Below are 19,115 nucleotides of genomic sequence, written 5' to 3' on the forward strand. Positions count from 1 at the left end.
CCGTCCCCGAGCGCCCAGGCGCCCCCAGCACCTCACTCGTCACTGCCGCACCGAGGCACGTCACCCGAGCACTTACCTCTCCTCAGTCAAAGGACGGCACAGCCATGCCTACGTTCGAAACCCCCGAGCGCCTCTCCGCCACCGTCGAGATCGAGATCGGCCGGGCCCGGATCGTCGCGGGCAAGCGCACCGACACCGTGGTCGAAGTGACGCCGAGCGACCCCGGCGACAAGCTCGACGTCCAGGCCGCCGCGGAGACCAAGGTCACCTGCTCGGGCGGAAAGCTGCTGGTCAAGGGCCCCAAGAAGCGCTCGCTCTTCGGCAAGATCGGCGCGGTCGACGTGACCGTCGAGCTGCCCGCCGGCTCGGACCTGACCTGCACCACGGGCCTCGGCGAGCTGACCTGCGAGGGCCTGTTCGGCGTCTGCCGTCTCACCACCGCCGCCGGCGACATCCAGCTGGAAGAGGCCACGACCGTACGGCTGAAGACCTCGCACGGCGACATCCTCGTCGACAGCACGACCGGCGAGACGGAGATCCACGGCTCCGGCCGCGTACGGATCGGCAGGATCGACGGGCCGGCGACCATCAGGAACCTCAACGGCGAGACCGCGGTCGGCGAGATCACCGGCGAGCTGAAGGTGAACTCGTCCAACGGACCCATCAGCGTGGGACGTACGGAGTCCTCGGTCACCGCCAAGACCGCCAGCGGTGCCATCCGCCTCGGTGAGGTCGTCCGCGGCCGGATCACGCTCGACTCCGCCGCCGGGGGCCTCGAAGTCGGCATCGCCGAGGGAACCGCGGCCTGGCTCGACGTACGGTCCACGGCCGGGCGCGTACGCAATGAGCTGGGTACGGCGGAAGGCCCGGGCCAGTCCGAGGAGACGGTCGAGGTCCGCGGCCGCACGAGCGTCGGCGACATCGTCATCCGCCGCGCGTAAGCGAGCGCTACGTAGACGAGCGCCGCGGCGAGGCGCGCCGCACAGCCCGAGCCGGACCGAGGCCCGGTCGGGCCCAGTCGGGGCCTAGTCGGGCCCGATCAGGGGCTAGGGGGCCCAGTCAGGGCCTAGTCGGGCCCGATCACGGGCTAGTCGGCCCGGTCAGAGCCTAGTTGGGCCCGATCAGGGCCTAGTCGGCCCGGTCAGGGCCAGTTGGAACCGAAGCGTCGACACGGCGCGCGCATCGAGGGGGACGGAGAGCCCGATGGACCGCGGATCACAGACCAGCGCCACCGGCGCGCCCGGAACCTCCAGTGCCCCCAGCACCCCCAATACCCCTGGCGCCTTAGCCTCCTTCGTCCGCTTCGCGATATTCGGCGGCGGAGTCGGCCTCACCTCCAGCGCTGCCGTCGCCCTGCTCACCGCCTTCCTGCCGTTCGCCCTCGCCAACGCGCTGGTCTCGGTGGTCTCGACGATCCTCGCGACCGAGCTGCACGCCCGGTTCACCTTCGCGTCGGGGCCCCGGCCCGCCGGGCACGGCCTGCTGCGCTGCGGCCTCCGCCACCACCTGCAGTCCGCCGGAACGGCCGCCGCCGCCTTCTCCGTGACCACCCTCGCGATGCTCGTCCTGCACGCCTTCGCGAGCGCGCCCGGTCTCGCCGTCGAGCAGACCGTCTACCTCTCGGCCTCGGCCCTCGCCGGCGTCGGCCGCTTCCTCGCGCTGCGCCTGTACGTCTTCGCCACCGCCCGTGAGCAGCCCGCCCCGGTCGCCCTCGACCTCCACCGGGTCCCGACCCGCCGCGAACTGCTCACCACCGCGTCCTGAGCCGCCGCGAACTGCTCACCACCGCGTCCTGAGCCGCGCCGGAGCGGTGGCGAAGCCCGCCCCGCACCTCTCGCGCAATCACCCCGCACCACGCATGCGCCGCCATGGCGCCATGGCGTGCTGCCGCCCTGCGCCGAATGACCGCCCCCCTGATCACCACAACTGATCACCACGACTGATCACCACGACCACCGGGAGCCCCACCGTGGCTACGTTCCTTTCCAGACTGGGCCGCCTCGCCTTTCGCCGCCGGGGGGTGATGCTGCTGCTCTGGCTGCTGGTCTTCGGCGGCATGGGCTTCGCCGCCTCGGCCGCGCCTCCACCGCCCGCCGACACGTTCTCGATGCCGGGCACCGAGTCGCAGGAGGCCTTCGACCTGCTGACCGAGAAGTTCCCGGACGCGAGCGTCGACGGCGCCAGCGCCCGGGTCGTCGTCCGGGCCCCGGCGGGCGCGAAGATCACGACGCCCTCGACGCGGATCGTGGTCGAGCGCCTCGTCGCCGAGCTGGGGACCTCGTCCCCGCAGGTGGTGGCCGTCGCCGACCCGTACAAAACCCCCGCCGTCAGCATCAGCAAGGACGAGACGACCGCCTACATGGTGGTGACGTACAAGGTCCCCGCGATGGAGGTCGACGACAAGGCGCACGACGCGCTCGACGCGGCCACCGCACAGGCCCGCGAGGCGGGGCTGACCGTCGAGGCCGGCGGTGACGCCGTGAAGATCGAGCAGGCCATGGGCGGCACCGGCGAGCAGATCGTCATCCTGGTCTCCGCGATCGTCCTCGTTCTGACCTTCGGTTCGATGATCGCGGCCGGAATGCCGCTGATCACCGCTCTGATCGGCGTCGGTATCGGCATCTCGGGCATCACGGCCCTCGGCTCCACGCTGGGCCTCTCCGGCACCACCTCGACCCTCGCGATGATGATCGGCCTCGCGGTCGGCATCGACTACGCGCTGTTCATCGTGTCCCGTTTCCGCGCCGAGCGGGCCGAAGGCCGTACCCCCGAGGAGGCCGCGGGACGGGCCGTCGGCACGGCGGGCTCGGCCGTCGTCTTCGCCGGTCTCACGGTCATCGTCGCCCTCGCCGGGCTCGCCGTGGTGAACATCCCGATGCTCACCAAGATGGGCCTCGCCGCGGCCGGCACCGTCGCCGTCTCCGTACTCGTCGCGATCACGCTGGTCCCCGCCCTCCTCGGCCTCGCGCCGGTCAAGGTGATGGCCCGCAAGGGACGTCTGCGGTACGCCGTCAAGCCGCTGTCGGACCGCCAGCGACGCAGGGCCGCCAAGCACGAGGCGAAGCTCGCCGGGAAGACCCGGCCCAACCTGGGTTCCCGCTGGGCCGGTTACGTCCTGCGGCACCCCGTGGCCGTCCTGCTCGTCGGCGTGGTCGGCCTCGGCACGATCGCCGTACCGGCGGCGAGCCTGGAGCTCGGCCTGCCGGGCGAGGGCCAGATGTCGACGCAGACCACCCAGCGCAAGGCGTACGACCTGCTCTCGGAGTCCTTCGGTCCCGGGTTCAACGGCCCGCTGATGGTCACCGTGCAGACCGAGGCCACCAACGCCGCCAATGCCACCAAGGGCACCAAGGACGCCAAGACCGTCGGCGACGAGATCGGCAAGGTCCTCGCGAAGACGCCCGGCGTGGCCTCGGTCTCCCCGGCCACCGCCAACAAGGCGGGCGACACCGCGATCCTCAACGTCATCCCGGAGAGCGGCCCGACCGAGAAGAAGACCGAGGATCTGGTCCACGCACTCCGCGAGGCCGCCGGCGACCTGGAGCGGAGCACCGCGTCCCGGATCCTCGTGACCGGCCAGACGGCCATGTTCATCGACTTCTCACAGACCCTCGACGACGCACTCCTGCCCTACCTGGGCCTGGTCGTGGGCCTCGCCTTCCTGCTCCTGATGGTGGTCTTCCGCTCGATCCTGGTCCCGCTCAAGGCGGCCCTCGGCTTCCTGCTCTCGGTGGCCGCGGCCCTGGGCGCCGTCGTGGCGGTCTTCCAGTGGGGCTGGCTCGCCGACGTCTTCGGCATCGACGCACCGGGCCCGATCATGAGCACGATGCCGATCTTCATGATCGGCGTGGTCTTCGGCCTCGCGATGGACTACGAGGTCTTCCTGGTCAGCCGGATGCGCGAGTCGTACGCCCACGGCGCACGCCCGGCCGAAGCGGTCGTCGACGGCTTCCGCTACGGGGGCCGGGTGGTCAGCGCGGCCGCGGTCATCATGATGAGCGTCTTCTCCGGCTTCATCGTGGAGGACAACGACTTCGTGAAGATGATCGGCTTCGCCCTCGCGATCGCGGTCTTCTTCGACGCCTTCGTGGTCCGCATGGCGCTCGTGCCCGCGCTCTTCGCCCTGCTCGGCAAGTCCGCCTGGTGGCTGCCGAGGTGGCTGGACCGGATCCTGCCCCGGGTGGACGTCGAGGGCGAGAAGCTCGCACAGGCGGAGACGACACCCCGCTCACAGCGGGACCGCACGCTGGTCGGCTGAGCCCCTGGCAACCCCTGGTAGCCCCTCGCAGCCCCGACGACAGGCGCCCCATCGCGCCGGCTCAGGCCGGCCCGGTGGGGCGCCTTGCGTTGCCCGCGGCTGAACCCACCGCCGTACGGACGAAGCAAAATCGCAGGCCAGAGCGGTACGGCGCCACATGGCGACACACAAGGACAGTGATGGCGCCACAATGACTCGACATGGCGCCACTCCTGTGCCACGATGATGGCGCAAGCGCGGCACGGAATGGCGCCACTCCAGCGCCAAGCCGGCCGGCTCACCGACCTCCGCTCCCCACCGACCTCCACTCCCACCGCCCCCGCCCCGGACTCCCCGGAAGAGAGAGGCCCGCCCACCATGAACACCGCGAACCCCGCGAACACCGCGACCACAGCGGCCACCAGCACGCGCTCCGCGGCGATCTCCGCGACCGGCCTGCGCAAGTCGTACGGCGACAAGGTGGTGCTCGACGGCATCGACCTGCGGATCCCCGAGGGCACGATCTTCGCCCTGCTCGGCCCCAACGGCGCCGGCAAGACGACGACGGTCGAGATCCTCTCCACGCTGATCACGGCCGACGGGGGCCAGGCCCACATCGCGGGCCACGACGTGAAGGCCGACGCGGGCTCGGTACGCCGCCTGATCGGCGTCACCGGCCAGTTCGCCGCCGTCGACGGGCTGCTCACCGCCGAGGAGAACCTGCTCCTCATGGCCGACCTGTACCACCTGAGCCGCAGCGAGGGCCGGCGCCGTACCGCCGAGCTCCTGGAGCGGTTCGACCTGACCGAGGCGGCCCGCAAGAACGTCGCCACCTTCTCCGGCGGCATGCGCCGCAAGCTGGACCTGGCGATGACCCTGGTCGGCCGGCCGCGGATCATCTTCCTCGACGAGCCGACCACGGGCCTCGACCCGCGCAGCCGTCGCGACATGTGGGAGCTGATCAGGGACCTGGTCACGGAGCAGGGCGTGACCATCTTCCTCACCACGCAGTACCTGGAAGAGGCCGACCACCTCGCCGACCGCATCGCGGTGCTCGACCACGGCAAGCTCGTCGCCGAAGGCACGGCGGAGGAGCTGAAGCGGCTGATCCCCGGCGGGTACGTCCGCGTCCAGTTCGCCGACGAGGCCCACCTCACGTCGGCGGCCGCGATCTTCGGCATCGCGACCGTCGACAACGAGGCGCTCGCCCTCCAGATCCCCAGCGACGGCTCGGTCACCAACCTCCGCGCCATTCTCGACGCCCTCGACAACAGCGGGGTCCAGGCCGAGTCGCTGACCGTGCACACCCCCGACCTGGACGACGTCTTCCTCACCCTCACGGGCAGGCAGAACGCCCCGACGGTCCCCGCCCCGTCCACCGCCACCACGACCACCGCCGCCACCACCCAGAAGGAGTCGACCCGATGAGCACCGCGACCCTCGCCCCGGCCAAGCCCGCCGAGCCCACCCGCTCGTACGCCCTGCGCGACTCCATGACGATGCTGCGGCGCAACATCAAGCACATGCAGCGCTACCCGTCGATGACCATCTCGATCCTCGTGATGCCGCTCCTGATGCTGCTGCTGTTCGTGTACGTCTTCGGCGGCGCGCTCGGCGCCGGCATCGGAGCGGGCGGCGACCGCGGCGACTACATCAACTACCTGGTGCCCGGCATCATCCTGATGGCCGCGACCTCGGGGGCCGTCGCGACGGCCGTGTCGGTCTGCACCGACATGACGGAAGGCATCGTCAACCGCTTCCGTACGATGTCGATCTCCCGCGGCTCCATCCTCACGGGCCATGTCATGGGCAGCGTCCTCCAGGTCGCGGCGGTCCTGATCCTGATCACCGGCGTCTCTCTGGCGATCGGCTTCAGGCCCAACGCCTCGGCCGTCGAGTGGGCGTCCGCCGCGGGCCTGCTCCTCTTCCTGGCCTTCGGCATGGCCTGGCTGTCCGCCGCGATGGGCATGGGTGCCAAGACCGTCGAGTCCGCGAGCAACGCCCCGCTGCCGCTGACCTTCCTGCCCTTCCTCGGCAGCGCGGTCGTCCCCCCGGACTCCATGCCGACGGCCCTGCGCTGGTTCGCCGAGTACCAGCCCTTCACCCCGATCAACGAGACCCTGCGCGGCCTGCTGCTCGGCACGGAGATCGGCAACGCCGGCTGGATCGCCCTGGCCTGGTGCACAGGCCTCGCCGCACTCGGCTACCTCTGGTCCCGCTCGGCCTTCAACCGCGAGGTCACCCGCTGACCCCGACGGCCGGACACAACGGCCGGACACGACGAAGGGGCGGCACCGGAACGATTCCGGGAGCCGCCCCTTCGCAACGACGGATCACCTCAGCACGTCCCCACGACCGTCCGCTACGCTGTCTCCGTCCGCCTTCGTAGCTCAGGGGATAGAGCACCGCTCTCCTAAAGCGGGTGTCGCAGGTTCGAATCCTGCCGGGGGCACAAGCGAGAAGACCATCTGGTGGTATCACCAGGTGGTCTTTGTCGTGTCACTGCGCAGCGCGTAGCCGACCGGAGGTGGGCCTCATGGGGTTGTTGCCGTTTGTCGACGAGCATGCCGTGGTCGTGGACGCCGGGCGGGACGAGGTGTGGCGGCGGCTGCTGGTCGGGGTGGAGCGTTCGCTCTCCCAGGCGGGCGGGGCGCGGTACGTGCGGCTCGTGCGGGGGGTTCCTCGTGTGCCCGGTGGGCCCCGGCCGCTCGCCGAAGGGTCGGAGTTTCCCGGGTTCCGTGTTGCCGGGGTCGTACCGGGGCGGGAGCTGGCCCTGGAGGGCCGGCACCGGTTCTCCACGTACAGCCTGGGCTTCCGGATCGAGGAGCTGACGGACGGGCGCTGCCGGCTGCGTGCCGAGACCCGCGCCGCGTTCCCCGGCGCGGCCGGGCGGGTCTACCGGCTCCTCGTCATCGTGAGCGGTGGGCACGCGTTCGCCATGCGGCGGATGCTCGCCGGATACCAGCACCCGTGACAGCGCCTACGGGTCAGCGGAGTTCTTCCGGGCACGGCGTGCCCCGGGAGAGCTTGTACGGGGCCGCCAGGCGGTAGACGCCGGGTTTCGGGGCGAGGAGTTCCGTCCATTCGTCGCCCTCCGCGTCCGCCTCCGCCTTGAAGAGGCAGCCCTCTTCGTTGGCGAAGACCTTCGGGATCTCCGTGTCCGACTCCTCGCGGGCCAGCTTCGACGCCTCCGTCTCCTGCGGGGGTTCGAGCTTGCCGCCGTTCTCGTCGACCAGGGCCAGCCACGGGGAGTACGGAACCCGGATGAGGACCCGGCCGGGGGTTCCGACGCGGATCACGACCTCGTTCTCCTCCGCGCTCTGCACCTCGGCCGGCGGGTTCGCGAGGGGGGTCGGGTTCGCGACCTCGTACAGGCGCCAGTTCTCGTCCGACCAGACCTGCTTCAGGTACGGCAGGCCCTCGCCGACGAGCTCCGCCTCCTGCTCGGCGCCCGAGTCGGGGGCGCCGGTCGGCAGGACCACGTAGTGGACGGCCCAGCGGTCCAGCCACTCCTCGTAGTTCACGGCGTTCAGGGTGTCGTCGTAGAAGAGCGGGTTGCGCTCCATGTCCGCCTGGCGGTTCCAGCCCCGCGCCAGGTTGATGTACGGGCTCAGCGCCGAGGACTCGCGGTGGCTGGACGCCGGTACGACCTCCACCCGCGCCTTGCGCGCGTCCCGCACCTGGAGCTGGTTGATCAGCGGCGCGAGCTCACGCGCCCAGGAGGCGTCGGGGGCGGTGCGGATCACGTCGTCGACGCCCTTGAAGCCGATCCAGAAGTTCAGGCCGGCGAAGGCGAGCAGCAGCGCGTACCAGCGGCGGGAGCGCGGGGCCGTGTACGGCAGGGCCGCGAGCAGCACGACGCCCGCGAAGAGCATCGGGAGCCGCGAGATGTTCGAGCCGATCTGCGAGTCGATCAGCCAGGTGAGCAGTGTGCCGACCGTGTACACGGCGGCGGCCGTACGGACCGTCCGCCAGTCCCTCGGGACCAGGGCGAAGACCAGTACGCCGAAGAGCAGCGGCAGCGCCGTCGAACCGAAGGCCATCGGCTGCGTGCCCGAGAAGGGGAACAGCCAGGAGGAGAGGGCGACGACCGCCACCGGGGCCAGGCCCAGCGCGTACGCGCCCGGGCGCCGGCGGTTCAGGAAGAGCGCCGCCGCCGCGACCCCCAGGAACAGACCCGCGACCGGGCTGCACGCCGTCGCCAGACCGGCGAGCGGCGCCGCCACCGCGGCCTTCGCCCAGCGCTTGCGGCGCCAGCGGTGCGGCCAGCAGAACACGGCCGCGACCGCGCCGACCGCGAACATCATGCCGAGGCCGAACGTCACCCGCCCCGACAGCGCGTTGCAGAGGAACGCGAAGACGCCCGCGATCGAGCAGGCGAGTGGGTTACGGACCGCACGCACCCGCACCAGGATCAGCGCGGTCAGCGCGGCCGACAGCGTCCCGGCGACCATCATCGTGCTGCGCACGCCGAGCAGCGACATCAGGTACGGCGACACGACGCTGTACGAGACCGGGTGCATCCCGCCGTACCAGGCCAGGTTGTACGCCGAGTCCGGGTGCCGTCCGACGAACTCGGCCCACGCGTCCTGCGCCGCCAGATCGCCGCCGCTGTTCGCGAAGAAGAAGAACCACAGGATGTGGGTGACGGCCGCGAGCCCGGTGGCCGCCATGACCGTGTAGCGGCGCTTCCGCCGCGGGGCCGGGGCCGGGGCGATGGACGCCGGGGCCGGCCGCTGCGCCGGGAGCACTATTCGCGCGAGCGAATCACGAGGCGCGTCGACGTCAGCATCGGCGCCGGTATCGGTATCGATATCGGCGCCAGCGTTGGCGTTGGCGTTGGCGTTGGCATCGGCGCCGACATCGGACTCGGCGGAGGAGTCAGGGGCGGAGTCCGCGCGGTCGGCGCGTGTCGGCTCGGGCCGTGTCGGCTCGGCGCGTGTCGGCTCGGCGGTGGTCACTGCGGCCCTTTCCCGTGCTGCCCGTCTCGCTTCTCTCGCGTGTGTCACGCGTCGTTCCCGTCCCCCGGAAAACGCTAACAGCTGGGCGCCCCGGAGAACCCGGGGAGCCCAGCCGAGCGGGTGGCTGCTCAGCCCACGCGCGTCAGCCTCTTGTCGAAGCCGGGCTCCACCAGGTCCGCCTGGAGGGCGACCGGGGAGCTGACCTTGCCGGCACCGGTGCCGATCGACACCTGGCCGACGATGTCGCCCGCCTTGCCGGTGTGCGGGACGGCCTTGCCGCCGTCCGTCAGCGCCAGCTTCACCTGGAGGCCCGGCCAGCCGATCGCCTTGAGCTCCTTGGTGGCCACGACCGGCGTCCGGCCGCCGATGCCGTCGTCGATGTAGCCGAGGACCTGGCCCTTGCGGACCACGGCCGCCGAGGTGACGTCGTGCTGGGCCTGCTGGATCAGCTTGTAGCTGTTGTCGATGGCGAGCTGGAGCTTCTCGCCCAGCTGCTCGGCGTCCTTGGCCCCCATCACGATGCCGAGGATGCGGCGGTTCTGGCCGTCGACGACCGTGTTCGCCGACCAGAGCAGGTTGCCGCCGGCCGGGGTGGAGGAGCCGGTCTTGATGCCGCTCACACCCGGCTTCAGCAGGATGTTGTTGTTGTTCTCGATCCGGCCGGGGATGCCGTCCACCGTCACGTTCGGCATGTTCACGATCTCGCGGAACACGTCGTACTGCATGACCGCCTTCGCCAGCTTCAGCTGGTCCTGCGGGGTCGACACGGTGCTGTCGAGCAGACCCGACGGGTCGGTGTACGTGGACTGGGTCATGCCCAGGTCCTTCGCGGCGGCGTTCATCTTCGCGACGAACGCGGCCTCCGAACCGGCGTCCCAGCGGGCGAGCAGCCGCGCCACGTTGTTCGCGGAGGGGATCATGAGGAGCTCGAGAAGCTCCTTCTCCGTGTACGTCTGGCCCTCCTGGACCGCCGCCGTCGACTCGTGCTCCGCCTTGCCCTGATCGGCGGCCTTCTTGTCGATCTCGATCTCGGGGCCCTTCTGGCTCCCCTTGAGCGGGTGGTCGCGGAGGATCACGTACGCCGTCATCGTCTTCGTGACGCTCGCGATCGGGGCCGGCTTCTGCGCCCCGTACGTCCCCATGGAACCGACGCCCTCGACCTCGACGGCGCCCTGACCCTCGGTGGGCCACGGCAGCTTCAGCTCGCCGCCCCCGAAGGTGAAGGTCGGCGCGGCCGAGAGCGTCAGCGCGGGCGGGGGCAGCGGGCGGACCATCTGCACGATCGCAAAGACGATCAGTACGAGCAGGACCAGCGGGGTCCAGATCCGCACCCGTCGCACGGTCGTCCGCAGCGGGGTCGGCGCCGGCGGCGGCGTGTTCGTCAGCTCGGCGAGCAGGTCGAGCGGCGGCAGCGGCGGAAGCGGCTGCTGCCGCGTCCGCTCCGCCTCGACGAGCGCGGGCGCGGGTGCGGGTGCGGGCGCGGACGGCGCCTTCGGCTGTACGGGGGTGGAGGCGGCGGGCTTCGGGGCCTCGGGCGCCTTGGGAGCCTCCTGGGCCTTCTGCTCGGCCGGGATGTCCGCCCGCAACGGCAGGAAGACGCTGGTGCGCTCGCTGTCCGCGTCCCCGGCACCGGCCCCAGTCCCGGTCAGGGAGGGCGGGAGCTTCAGCGCGGTCGTCGGCTGGTCCACGGGCAGCCGGACGGCCTTGAACATGGTCGTCGGCTGGTCGACCGGCTCCTCGTCGAGGTCGTCGACGTCGTCGGCAGCAGCATCGGCGGAGTCGGATACGTCGTCGGCGGGCGTCTCGGTCGCGGGCTTCGCATCCGTCTCAGACTTCCGCGCCGCGAACCAGTCCTCCGTGGAGGACGCGGTGGAGGACGCGGTGGAAGGCGCAGCGGAGGACGCAGCGGACGCCTTCGCCTCGACGGGCTCCTCGTCGGACTCCTCGTCCGCTTCGTCGTCCGTCTCGTCCTCGGGCTCGGGCTCCGGCTCGTCCTCGGGCTCGGTCTCGGCCTCAGCGGACTCGTCCGGCTCCGACTCGTCCTCGTCGGACTCCTCGGCCGCCGCGGGCTCCTCGGGCTCGTCCTTCGCCGCCTCCGGCTCCTCCGCCGTCGCCACCCAGGCCGCCACCGCGGCCTTCAGGCGGTCGCTCTCGGGCTCCGGAGCGGCCGCCGGCGCGTCGTCCTCCGGGGTCCGCGGCGCCAGGGTCTTGAAGACGGCAGTCGGCTGGTCCACCTGGACCGACGAAGCCGACGAAGCCGACGAAGCCGACGCCGACCCCGACGACGAAGCCGGGGAAGAAGAAACCGAAGCCGACGACGAGGCGTCTGACTCATGGAGCACGGAAAGCCGAGGATCCCTGCCGCCGCCGCCCGAGGCCTTCGTCTCCTGAGACGACCCCTGCTGCTCCGCCTTGTCGGGGGACTCGCCCGCCACCGTGCCTCCTCCATGCGTCATGCGTACGTACGGACCATGTACCGGTCCGTGTACCAGTGTCCTGTGTGAACCCCTTGGCCCCCGTGCTAGACGAGAACGACATACCTACTGGTTCCCGGATGAACCACCCAGGCACTCTCGACAGATGAATGTGAGAGGGGTCACCCTGTCATTCATCCACGCGGGGAGGCATGGATGGGCAGGAGCCGCAGAACCATTCCGGAAGAGCTTCTGCTGCTCGCTCTGGACCCGACCACGGGTACCACAGCGCAGCCGCAGTCGCTCGACCTCGGTCTGGCCGGAGCACAGCTAGTGGAGCTGGCGCTGGCAGGCCGGATAGCCCCTGACGGGGATCGTATCGCCGTGGTGATGCCACGGCCGACCGGAGATCCGACACTGGACTCCGCACTGGAACTGCTGCGCAGGCGTGGCAGTCCGGTTCGGGCCGTCCACTGGATCGGCGGACCCCGACTGGGGCTTCGCCAGACGTATCTCTCGCATCTGGAGCGATGCGGCATGGTGCATGCCGTGGAGACCCAGATGTGCGGGGTGTTGCCGACGACTCGCTACCAGGCGACGGAAACGGCGATCAGTCGGGAGATCCGTTCCCGGCTGGACAGTGCGATCCGCACCGGCGTACCGCCGGACCCGCGGACCGCGGCGCTTGCCGCGCTGGCCCACGCGGTCGGTCTCGGGAAGCACCTCTACCCCGGAAACGAAGGACGGTCGTCGCGGTCCCGGCTGCGCGATCTGATCCGACACGACCCGATGGGCGGACTCGTGGCGCACGCCGTGATGGACGTCCAGAACGGTGCGGCGGCACAGCCGCGCCGGAGCGCCGCGGGTGTCCCGGCGCAGCCTCGCGGCAGCATGGCCCGCGCGGCGGCGCACTGAGCACTCCGCACGCACGCAAGGAACCAACCCGGGAGCCGCACAGGTGTGCGGGGCGGTCTGGACGGCCGCCCCGCACACGCGCGTCCCCGATACCCGGCGGCGCATACGTTGTCGTCATTTTCCAGCGCACACCTCGGCTTTGGTGGCAGTCTGCCAAGCGGTAGATACTCACAGCTACGCAGCAGACAGCCGGAGGTGCAGTTTCCGTGGCGTCCAACGTCAATCCCACCGTCAGGCGACGCCGATTGGGCCAGGAGCTGCGCAAGCTCCGGGAAGCGAAGAACATGACGGCCGAGCAGGTCGCCGAGCGTCTTCTCGTTTCCCAGTCCAAGATCAGCCGGCTGGAGAACGGCCGCCGTTCCATCAGTCAGCGCGATGTGCGCGACCTGTGCGGCGTGTACGAGGTCGAGGACGAGCGCATGGTCGACTCGCTCATGCAGATGGCCAAGGACTCGCGCCAGCAGGGCTGGTGGCACGCCTTCGGCGACATCCCGTACAGCGTCTACATCGGTCTGGAGACGGACGCGGAGAGCCTGCGGATGTACGAGCCGCAGATCATCCCCGGACTGCTCCAGACGCACGCGTACGCGGAGGCCGTGATCTCCGGCGCGCTGCCGGAGTCGACGCCCGCGGACATCGACAAGCGGGTCACGGTCCGTACCCGCCGCCAGGAGCGGATCCGGGACGAGGAGCGTCCGCTGCGCCTGTGGGCGGTGATCGACGAGGGTGCGCTGCACCGGATCGTCGGCAGCAGGCAGCTGATGGTGGAGCAACTGGAGCACCTCATCGAGCAGTCGCACCTGCCGCACGTCACCGTGCAGGTGATCCCGTTCGAGATGGGCGCGCATCCGGGGATCAGCGGGCAGTACTCGATCCTGGAGTTCCCGGACACGTCCGACTCCAGCGTCGTCTACATCGAGGGCGTGACGAGCGATCTGTACCTGGAGAAGGCGCAGGACGTCGGCAAGTACAGCGTCATGTACGAGCACCTCAGGGCGCAGGCGCTGAACGTCGAGCAGACCCGCGACTTCATCTCGGAGATGGTGAAGAAGCACGCCAAGGGCTGAGCCGGAGGGCTTTGCGCGCGGGTCCGAAAGCAGCGGGCGCGCGGGTCCGAAAGCAGCGGGGCAGGCACCGTACACCGCGTACTCGCTCCCACGGAAGCTCAGTTGGAATATGCCACTCGGACGTGTGAACGCCGGTCCCGCCGGACGGGACCGGCGAGTAGCGTCGATCACGCCGGCAAGAACGTTGGCGCGAACACATCCACTGGCAGAACCGGAGCTGAGCAGCATGGCGATTATTCAGGGCGGCACGGACACCTGGACGAAGTCCTCCTACTCCGGAGGGAACGGGGCCTGCGTCGAAGTGAAGTCCCCCCTCGTGGCCGCGATCGCGGTGCGGGACTCCAAGGCCCCCGAGGGTCCGTCCCTCTCTTTCGGACCGGGATCGTGGAACGCCTTCGTCGGCCAGGTGAGCAACGGGGCCCTCTGAGCCCCGTCGCTCAAGCCGGCACCACCAGCACTACCGGCACCACCGCACCACCAGCAGCACCAGCAGCACGAAAGAGCCCTCTCGACCGGTCCGCCGTCCTGGCCGAGGGGGCTCGGCCTTTCCCCGTACGTCCCGCCCGCTACCTCAGCTGGTCGACGTACCTGTCCGTCCCCGGCACCGTCGGGATGAACGGCGCCACCAGTTCCACCCGGCCGCCGCCCCCGCCGTCGCCTCCCCCCGCCCCGTCTCCCCCGGCCCCGACCGTGTCCAGGTCGGCGTAGTGCTCCGTCCAGCACTCCCTCGGGTCCCGTTCCAGGAACCACAGCAGGGTCAGCCGGGTGTCGACGCCCTCGACCTGTTTCACGTACGTCATGCGGTCGCCGGGCAGCGGGGTCGGGCGGAAGATCGTGACCATCGCCGTCGGTGAGCCGGCGAGGCGGCGGGGGAGTTCCCTGGTCCGCAGGCGTTCGAGGAGGGCCGCGCGTTCCTCCGGGCCCTCCGTGTCGACGACCTGGAGGATGAGGCCGGCGTAGGGGTGGTCGAGGGCGTGGAAGTCGCGCGGGCCGGCCGCCCCGTCGCGGTAGACGGTCGCCTCGTGGTCCTGGAACGAGGTGAAGACGTGGGTCCGCTCCTGGTGGACGCGGGCGTCGCGGTTGAGCCGTTTGTTGATGCCGACGGTCCACTTCATGTGGTCGTCGTAGCGGCCCTCGGTGATCCAGTACGTGGAGAGGTAGCAGCCCGCGGTGACCGGCCGGGCGACGGCGGACTTCTCCGGGCCGCGCAGTTCCTGGAGTTCGCGGGTGGCGACCCAGCGGCGGCCCGCGTACATCCAGGGCATGGCCATGGCGCCGGCGTAGTAGTGGTCGTCCTCGTACCAGCGGTTGTACGCGTACTCGTGGCCCGGGTGCGGCTCGACCATGGTGATCAGCGCGTGGCCGGGCCGCACCCCGTACGGGCCGACGGACGCCAGCTCCGCGTACGTCTCGCTGCGGGTCTCCTCGCTCACTCTCGTACCTCTTCCCAAGTCGGTGACAGGGACCTACCCTGACGACCACTCTGACGGACCGCCAGATACTTGGCCAGGCTTGAGAGGGGTCCGGATGCTGCTCCAGGGGAAGACGGTCGTCGTGTCGGGTGTCGGAGCCGGACTCGGCCATCGCATCGCCGAGACGGTCGTACGGGACGGGGGCAACGCCGTCCTGGGCGCGCGCACCGAGGCCAACCTCGCCAAGTCCGCCGCCGAGATCGACCCGGAGGGGCGTCGTACGGCGTACCGGCCCACCGACATCACCGACGAGGAGCAGTGCGACGCCCTCGCCGCCCTCGCGACCGAGCGCTTCGGCGGCATCGACGCGGTGGTCCACGTCGCCGCCTGGGACTCCTACTTCGGAGGCCTGGAGGACGCCGACTTCGCGACCTGGCAGGGGGTGCTCGACGTCAATCTGCTCGGGACCCTTCGCATGACCCGGGCCTGCCTGCCGGCGCTCAAGGAGCGCGGCGGTTCGGTCGTCCTCATCGGTACGCAGTCGGCGGTGGCCGCCCCCTCCCAGGTGCGACAGGCGGCCTACGCGGCCTCGAAGGGGGCGCTGACCTCGGCGATGTACTCGCTCGCGCACGAGCTCGGGCCGCATCGCATCCGGGTCAACACCGTGCTGCCCGGCTGGATGTGGGGGCCGCCGGTGCAGGCGTTCGTCCAGTTCACCGCGCACACCGAGAAGGTCCCGGAGGCGGAGGTGCTCGCCCGGCTCACCGAGCGGATGGCGCTTCCGGAGCTCGCGACGGACGGGGACGTGGCGGAGGCGGCGGTCTTCCTCGCCTCGGACCGGGCGCGGGCGATCACGGGACAGTCGCTGCTGGTCAACGCGGGTGAGCTGATGCGCTGATACCCTCCGGAACCTTCTGATTCCACCCGAGACAAATTCATAGACGTGAACAGGGGTCAGTAAACAGAACGATTTTACTGTCCCTTGACCCTCCATTGCATTGTCCCGGCCTTGCAACTCGCCACACCATGAACGGCGTTCACAAGGCGGACCAGAACCCCTGGAGGGGGCTCCATGAACAGTCTCGACTGGGCCGTGCTCATCGGCTATTTCGGCGTGATGGTCGCGATCGGTGTCTGGTCCCACAAGCGTGTGGACACCGTCTCCGACTTCTTCACCGCCGGCGGCCGGATGCCCTGGTGGCTGTCCGGCATCTCCCACCACATGTCGGGCTACAGCGCGGTGATGTTCACCGGGTACGCGGGCATCGCCTTCACCTACGGCGTCACCTCCTACGTCACCTGGTCCTTCCCCATCGCGATCGGCATCGCCATCGGCGCCCATCTCTTCGCGCCCCGGCTCAACCGGCTGCGCTCCCGCCTCAAAGTGGCCTCCCCGCTCGAATACCTCAAGGACCGCTACAACCTCCCCACCCAGCAGGCCCTCGCCTGGTCCGGCGTCCTGCTGAAGATCGTCGACGTCGGCGCCAAGTGGGCCGCCATCGCCACCCTGCTCTCCGTCTTCACCGGCATCTCCCTCAACCAGGGCATCCTCATCACCGGTGTCGTCACCGGCGTCTACTGCACCGTCGGCGGGCTCTGGGCCGACGCCCTCACCGAACTCGGCCAGTTCGTCATCCAGCTCCTCGCCGGCGTCGCCATGCTCGTCGCCGTCCTCGGCAAGCTCGGCGGCTTCAGCGCGCTGTGGACCGTGTGGGACCGGCCCGAGCTCCAGGGCCACACCGCACCGACGGCCGGCCCGTACACGCTGACCTTCCTCCTCGCGTACCTCTTCATCAAGACCTTCGAGTACAGCGGCGGCATGTGGAACCAGGCCCAGCGCTACATGGCCACCCCCAACGCCCGCGAGGCCACCCGCTCCGGCCGGCTCTCCGCGGTGCTGTGGTTCGTCTGGCCGCTGGTCCTCTTCTTCCCCATGTGGGTCGCGCCGCTGCTCGTCGACCCGAAGAAGCCCGACGCCTCCGACTCGTACGCCCTCATGACCGAACAGCTGCTCCCGCACGGCCTCCTCGGCCTCGTCGTCGTCGGCTTCTTCTCGCACACCATGGCCATGTGCTCCTCCGACGCCAACGCCATCGCCGCCGTCTTCACCCGTGACATCGCGCCCGCCCTCAGCAAGGCCGCCCGGGGCTGGACGCAGAAGGCCGGGCTGCTCGCCGCGCGCTGGTCGACCATCGCCTTCCTCGCGCTGTCCATGGCGGTCGCCACCCAGGTCAACTCCCCCACCTTCAAGGACATCATCACCGTCGTCATCAAGTGGGTCGCCGGGCTCATGGGACCGATCGCGATCCCCTTCATGCTCGGACTGCTCCGCGCCTTCCGGAAGTCGGGCCCGACCGCGGCGCTCGTCTCCTGGGCCGCCGGACTCTTCGTCTTCTGGCTCACCAACTACGGCCTCGACGGCATCGAGCTCCAGATCCAGATCGTCTCGCCGCTCGCCACGTCCCTCGTCCTGTACGTGCTCATCGGCTTCGTCCGGCCCGAGGACACCCCGGAGCGGGACGCGCTCCTGGCCCGGATCGGCTCGGACGACGGCGGATCGGCGGGGGCCGCGATCCCCGCGCAGGCCGGCGAACGGACCGATCAGCCCCTCACGTGACGGACCGGGTGACGCACCGGTCAGCCCCTCGGACGGGGCCCCGGGCCGAGCAGTCCCCTCAGCCCCTCGGGTAACGCGCCAGCCAGCCCGGCGAGGACTCCGTCGGGCCGTGCAGGGCGGCCCCCTGCGTCATCTCCATCGAGAAGTCGTCCGCGAGCTCCAGGACCGTCGCACGGCCCTCCAGTTCGGCCAGCCAGGCCGGCGGGAGGGCCGTTTCGCCGTGCAGGGCACCGAGCAGCGCGCCCGTGAGCGCCCCGGTCACCGCCGAGGGCCCGTCGTGGTTCACCGCGAGCCGCAGCCCGTGCCGTACGTCCTCGCCGACCAGGGCGCAGTAGACGGCCGCCGCCAGCTGCCCCTCGGCCCGGTCCTCCCCCGCGCCGAGGGCTGCCACCCGGTCCGGGTCGGGAATCCCCTCCCGTACGGCTCCGAGGGCGCGGCCGAGTGCCTCGCTGACCGACTCGTGGCCGGGGCGCGCCGCCAGTTGCCCGAGGGCCCGGTCCACGGCCGCCTCCACGGAGCCACCGCGCGCGAGGCCGTGGACGACGACCGCGAAGGCGCCGGCGGCGAGGGTGGCGGCCGGGGCGCCGTGGGTCTGTGCCGCGCACTCCACGGCGAGCTGGCAGACGAGTTGGGGCTCCCAGCCGACGAGCAGCCCGAAGGGGGCGGAGCGGACGAGCGCGCCGGAGTCGTCGGCGGTGGGGTTCTTGGGCTGGTCGAGGGTGCCGAGCACGTCGTCGCCGAGGCCGGTGAGGCAGGCGCGGGGCGGATTGCGGCGGGCGTAGAGCCACTCCTCGTGGGCGAGCCAGCCGTTGTCCTTGCGGCGCTCGTCGGGGCCCCAGTCGCGCTGGGTGGCGGCCCAGCGCAGATGCGCCCGGTGGACGTCGGTGGGTGGGTGCCAGGCGCCGGTGTCGCGGCGGACCTGGGCGCGGATCAGGCCGTCGACGGTGAAGAGCCCCATCTGGGTGGCGGCGGTGACGGCGCCGCGGCGGCCGAACGCGGGCGCGGGATCGCCGAGTCCGTCAGGTCCGTGGGCGTCGCGGATCTCGGCGAGGGTGAGTCCGTCGACACCCGCGCCGAGCGCGTCGCCGAGGGCGCCACCGAGCAGACAGCCCCGTACGCGGGCGCGGAAGTCCTGCTGTTCGGCGCGGCCCCACACGGCCGCGGCTGTCGTGGCCACGACGTGCCCTCCCCCCGTAGACCGGTCTGCCCAGCACTGTAATAGACCGGGTACGTCCGTTCGGGGACCGGAACGTTATGTGATCTGAAGCCCTTCAGTCCACTTTTGACCACAGTTCACCGCAGGTTCGTCGGGGCTCCAACGATCGCTTTTTGATCCCGTGATCACGAGCCAGAACGTCGGTGCTCGACGCGAGCTTCGCCGAGGTCGAGGAGGAGTTCGGCTCCTTCCGCACGTACCTGCGGAAGGGCCTCGGCATCGACGACCAGGAGCTCAAGGGCCTGAAGAAGGACCTCCTGGTCGGATAGGAGCCAC

General features: G+C 70.7%; 17 protein-coding genes and 1 tRNA gene. 14 read left to right on the plus strand and 4 right to left on the minus strand.

The features are described 5' to 3' along the window. Window positions 1-104: 104 nt before the first annotated feature. The 7 genes from OG462_RS19355 to OG462_RS19385 all read left to right on the plus strand — a co-directional run bounded on the left by OG462_RS19355 (window position 105) and on the right by OG462_RS19385 (window position 7,211). On the plus strand, window positions 105-941 hold the full coding sequence (locus OG462_RS19355; RefSeq protein WP_406059175.1) for a DUF4097 family beta strand repeat-containing protein: 837 nt from the start codon (window positions 105-107) through the stop codon (window positions 939-941). 262 nt (window positions 942-1,203) lie between these two features. Further along, window positions 1,204-1,764, plus strand: a complete 561-nt coding sequence (locus OG462_RS19360; protein WP_406059176.1) for a GtrA family protein — start codon at window positions 1,204-1,206, stop codon at window positions 1,762-1,764. 205 nt (window positions 1,765-1,969) lie between these two features. Next, window positions 1,970-4,258 (plus strand): MMPL family transporter, encoded by a 2,289-nt coding sequence (locus OG462_RS19365; RefSeq protein WP_406059178.1) that lies wholly within the window; start codon window positions 1,970-1,972, stop codon window positions 4,256-4,258. A gap of 357 nt (window positions 4,259-4,615) precedes the next feature. Next, window positions 4,616-5,665, plus strand: coding sequence for an ATP-binding cassette domain-containing protein (locus tag OG462_RS19370; RefSeq protein ID WP_406059180.1), 1,050 nt, complete (start codon window positions 4,616-4,618; stop codon window positions 5,663-5,665). Next, window positions 5,662-6,486, plus strand: a complete 825-nt coding sequence (locus OG462_RS19375) for an ABC transporter permease (RefSeq protein WP_406059181.1) — start codon at window positions 5,662-5,664, stop codon at window positions 6,484-6,486. Before OG462_RS19370 ends, OG462_RS19375 begins: the two co-directional genes overlap by 4 nt. Before the next feature lie 130 nt (window positions 6,487-6,616). Further along, window positions 6,617-6,689, plus strand: a tRNA-Arg gene (locus OG462_RS19380). An 84-nt stretch (window positions 6,690-6,773) separates the two neighbouring features. Beyond that, a complete protein-coding gene (locus OG462_RS19385) occupies window positions 6,774-7,211 on the plus strand; it encodes a hypothetical protein (RefSeq protein WP_406059183.1) in 438 nt (145 codons plus the stop codon). Window positions 7,212-7,224: 13 nt separating this feature from the next. Here the strand turns inward: OG462_RS19385 and OG462_RS19390 are convergent, their stop codons facing one another. Both OG462_RS19390 and OG462_RS19395 read right to left on the minus strand, forming a co-directional pair. Continuing rightward, complete coding sequence (locus OG462_RS19390; protein ID WP_406066614.1) at window positions 7,225-8,910, minus strand: MFS transporter; 1,686 nt, start codon at window positions 8,908-8,910, stop codon at window positions 7,225-7,227. Between the two features lie 416 nt (window positions 8,911-9,326). Beyond that, window positions 9,327-11,432 carry a D-alanyl-D-alanine carboxypeptidase family protein gene (locus OG462_RS19395; protein ID WP_406059184.1) on the minus strand — a complete coding sequence of 702 codons (2,106 nt, stop codon included), beginning with the start codon at window positions 11,430-11,432 and terminating at the stop codon, window positions 9,327-9,329. On the opposite strand from OG462_RS19395, the gene OG462_RS19400 reads away from it, so the two are divergent. From OG462_RS19400 to OG462_RS19415, 4 genes are all read left to right on the plus strand, one after another. Next, a complete protein-coding gene (locus tag OG462_RS19400) occupies window positions 11,407-11,589 on the plus strand; it encodes a hypothetical protein (protein ID WP_406059185.1) in 183 nt (60 codons plus the stop codon). The two genes, OG462_RS19395 and OG462_RS19400, sit on opposite strands and share 26 nt — an antisense overlap. 239 nt (window positions 11,590-11,828) lie before the next feature. After that, window positions 11,829-12,527 carry a GPP34 family phosphoprotein gene (locus OG462_RS19405; protein WP_030212103.1) on the plus strand — a complete coding sequence of 233 codons (699 nt, stop codon included), beginning with the start codon at window positions 11,829-11,831 and terminating at the stop codon, window positions 12,525-12,527. A 206-nt stretch (window positions 12,528-12,733) separates the two neighbouring features. Then, entirely contained in the window at window positions 12,734-13,594 is an 861-nt protein-coding gene (locus OG462_RS19410; RefSeq protein ID WP_406059186.1) for a helix-turn-helix domain-containing protein, read from the plus strand. A 226-nt stretch (window positions 13,595-13,820) separates the two neighbouring features. Next, a complete protein-coding gene (locus tag OG462_RS19415; protein ID WP_406059188.1) occupies window positions 13,821-14,021 on the plus strand; it encodes a DUF397 domain-containing protein in 201 nt (66 codons plus the stop codon). A gap of 139 nt (window positions 14,022-14,160) precedes the next feature. Here OG462_RS19415 and OG462_RS19420 read toward each other — a convergent pair whose 3' ends face one another. Continuing rightward, window positions 14,161-15,027, minus strand: coding sequence for a hypothetical protein (locus tag OG462_RS19420; RefSeq protein ID WP_406059190.1), 867 nt, complete (start codon window positions 15,025-15,027; stop codon window positions 14,161-14,163). 94 nt (window positions 15,028-15,121) lie between these two features. Here OG462_RS19420 and OG462_RS19425 point away from each other — a divergent pair, with 94 nt between their 5' ends. Both OG462_RS19425 and OG462_RS19430 read left to right on the plus strand, forming a co-directional pair. Continuing rightward, a complete protein-coding gene (locus OG462_RS19425) occupies window positions 15,122-15,904 on the plus strand; it encodes an SDR family oxidoreductase (RefSeq protein WP_406059192.1) in 783 nt (260 codons plus the stop codon). 174 nt (window positions 15,905-16,078) lie between these two features. Continuing rightward, window positions 16,079-17,623 carry a sodium:solute symporter family protein gene (locus tag OG462_RS19430; RefSeq protein WP_406059194.1) on the plus strand — a complete coding sequence of 515 codons (1,545 nt, stop codon included), beginning with the start codon at window positions 16,079-16,081 and terminating at the stop codon, window positions 17,621-17,623. Between the two features lie 58 nt (window positions 17,624-17,681). On the opposite strand, the gene OG462_RS19435 is transcribed toward OG462_RS19430, so the two are convergent. Further along, entirely contained in the window at window positions 17,682-18,800 is a 1,119-nt protein-coding gene (locus tag OG462_RS19435) for an ADP-ribosylglycohydrolase family protein (RefSeq protein WP_406059196.1), read from the minus strand. A gap of 182 nt (window positions 18,801-18,982) precedes the next feature. Between OG462_RS19435 and OG462_RS19440 the strand changes: the two genes are divergently transcribed. Continuing rightward, on the plus strand, window positions 18,983-19,108 hold the full coding sequence (locus tag OG462_RS19440; protein WP_406059198.1) for a tyrosine-protein phosphatase: 126 nt from the start codon (window positions 18,983-18,985) through the stop codon (window positions 19,106-19,108). Window positions 19,109-19,115: the final 7 nt, after the last annotated feature.

Origin of the sequence: Streptomyces sp. NBC_01077, assembly GCF_045162855.1 — a bacterium.
Classification (GTDB): domain Bacteria; phylum Actinomycetota; class Actinomycetes; order Streptomycetales; family Streptomycetaceae; genus Streptomyces.